1 pseudogene is annotated in these 414 nt (G+C 56.3%); it reads left to right on the forward strand.

Annotated features, from left to right (window positions below):
• Positions 1 to 71: 71 nt before the first annotated feature.
• Positions 72 to 414: pseudogene (locus H8K43_RS18715) on the forward strand (type VI secretion system Vgr family protein); the annotation flags it as partial.

Below are 414 nucleotides of genomic sequence, written 5' to 3' on the forward strand. Positions count from 1 at the left end.
ATTTATTGACAATTAGCAATTGTCGCTTAATGACAGGCATTCATTTCTGTTTCCCATCCAGGAGCCCCATCATGCCCCAACGCTTCCACCACCCGCGTGCGCTCAGCATTTCCGGTCCGGCGGTGACGGCAGGTGGGCTGGCGGGTTTTAGTCCTCTGAGTTTGTGCGGCAGCGATGGCATCAATACTTTATTCAGCTACACCCTGCGCTTGCAGAGCAGTGACGTGACGGGTTTTGCTGACTTGGGTTTGAGCGCAAAACCTGGCACTGCCTTCCGTCCCGATCAGGTGATCGGCAAAGAAATCACCTGCCACATTGAACTCGAAGGCAGGGGCTCGTTTGTGTCTGGTCTGCCTGGTGGCGCTGCGGTGAGCGTGGGTGCAGGTGTGCGTGAGTTGTCTGCTGTCGTGACGG

It is taken from the genome of Cognatundibacterium curvum (genome assembly GCF_014284235.1).
Classification (GTDB): Bacteria; Pseudomonadota; Gammaproteobacteria; order Burkholderiales; family Burkholderiaceae_D; genus Undibacterium; species Undibacterium curvum.